This is a genomic window from Vibrio sp. 1249-1, assembly GCF_033340495.1.
On record NZ_JAWOWJ010000418.1, the window covers coordinates 1 to 772 of the forward strand.

The following is a 772-nucleotide window of genomic DNA, read 5'->3' on the forward strand; positions in this document are numbered from 1 at the left end:
GTCAGAGTCCAGCTCACCAGTGATTTTTCCGATACACACCACGATCCAGATTTGTTTATCTGGCTAGGTGAACACAAAGGGCTGGATTGGCGCAAAGAAACGCTTGGCGTATTTCGTTACACCCCATTCGCGTCGCCAAACTACATCGAAAAACATGGCCCCATCCACCACCCGAGAGAACTAAACAAACATCCGTGGATAGATTTTGGGTCGATACAAGAGAATGGTTTGCTACTCTCGCACCCTGAACAAGGGGAGTTTTTTCTAGAACCATTTGTCAGCCGACTCTATAGCGACAACATTGCTATGCAGATCGATAGTATCGCCAACGGACACGGCATTGGTCTCTTGCCGACTTGGACTGCACAAGGGTATGAGAAACATCACCCCGGCCGTATCACCCCATGCCTTGAAGGCTGGCTTTCAGAGCCAATAACGATCAACTGTTATACACCAGCAGGGCGTCATCCTCTTCGCTTATCCGTACTGCTTGAAGATATTCACCAAAGTATTCCGCTAGATTGGAAATATTGAGACAAATAAAAAGGCCATCAACATGATGGCCTTTTCTCACAACCGCTCAACAGAGCCGGTTTAAACAACTGTCTCGATTACGCTAGTAGTTCTTTTGCTGTGTTCACTACGTTTTCTACAGTGAAACCAAACATTTCGAACAACTGGTCAGCAGGTGCAGATTCACCGAATGTTGTCATACCGATGATGCGACCGTCGAAACCAACGTACTTGTACCAGAAGTCTGCGATGCCCGCTT

General features: G+C 47.2%; 2 protein-coding genes. One reads left to right on the forward strand and one right to left on the reverse strand.

All coding sequences use genetic code 11. The features are described from left to right. Nucleotides 1-534, forward strand: a 534-nt coding sequence (locus R7Z50_RS26745) for a LysR substrate-binding domain-containing protein (protein WP_318149648.1), incomplete at its 5' end; no start/stop codon positions are given. Nucleotides 535-611: 77 nt separating this feature from the next. Here R7Z50_RS26745 and R7Z50_RS31630 read toward each other — a convergent pair. Then, the coding region (locus R7Z50_RS31630) for a transketolase-like TK C-terminal-containing protein (protein ID WP_171822183.1) at nucleotides 612-772 on the reverse strand (161 nt) is incomplete at its 5' end.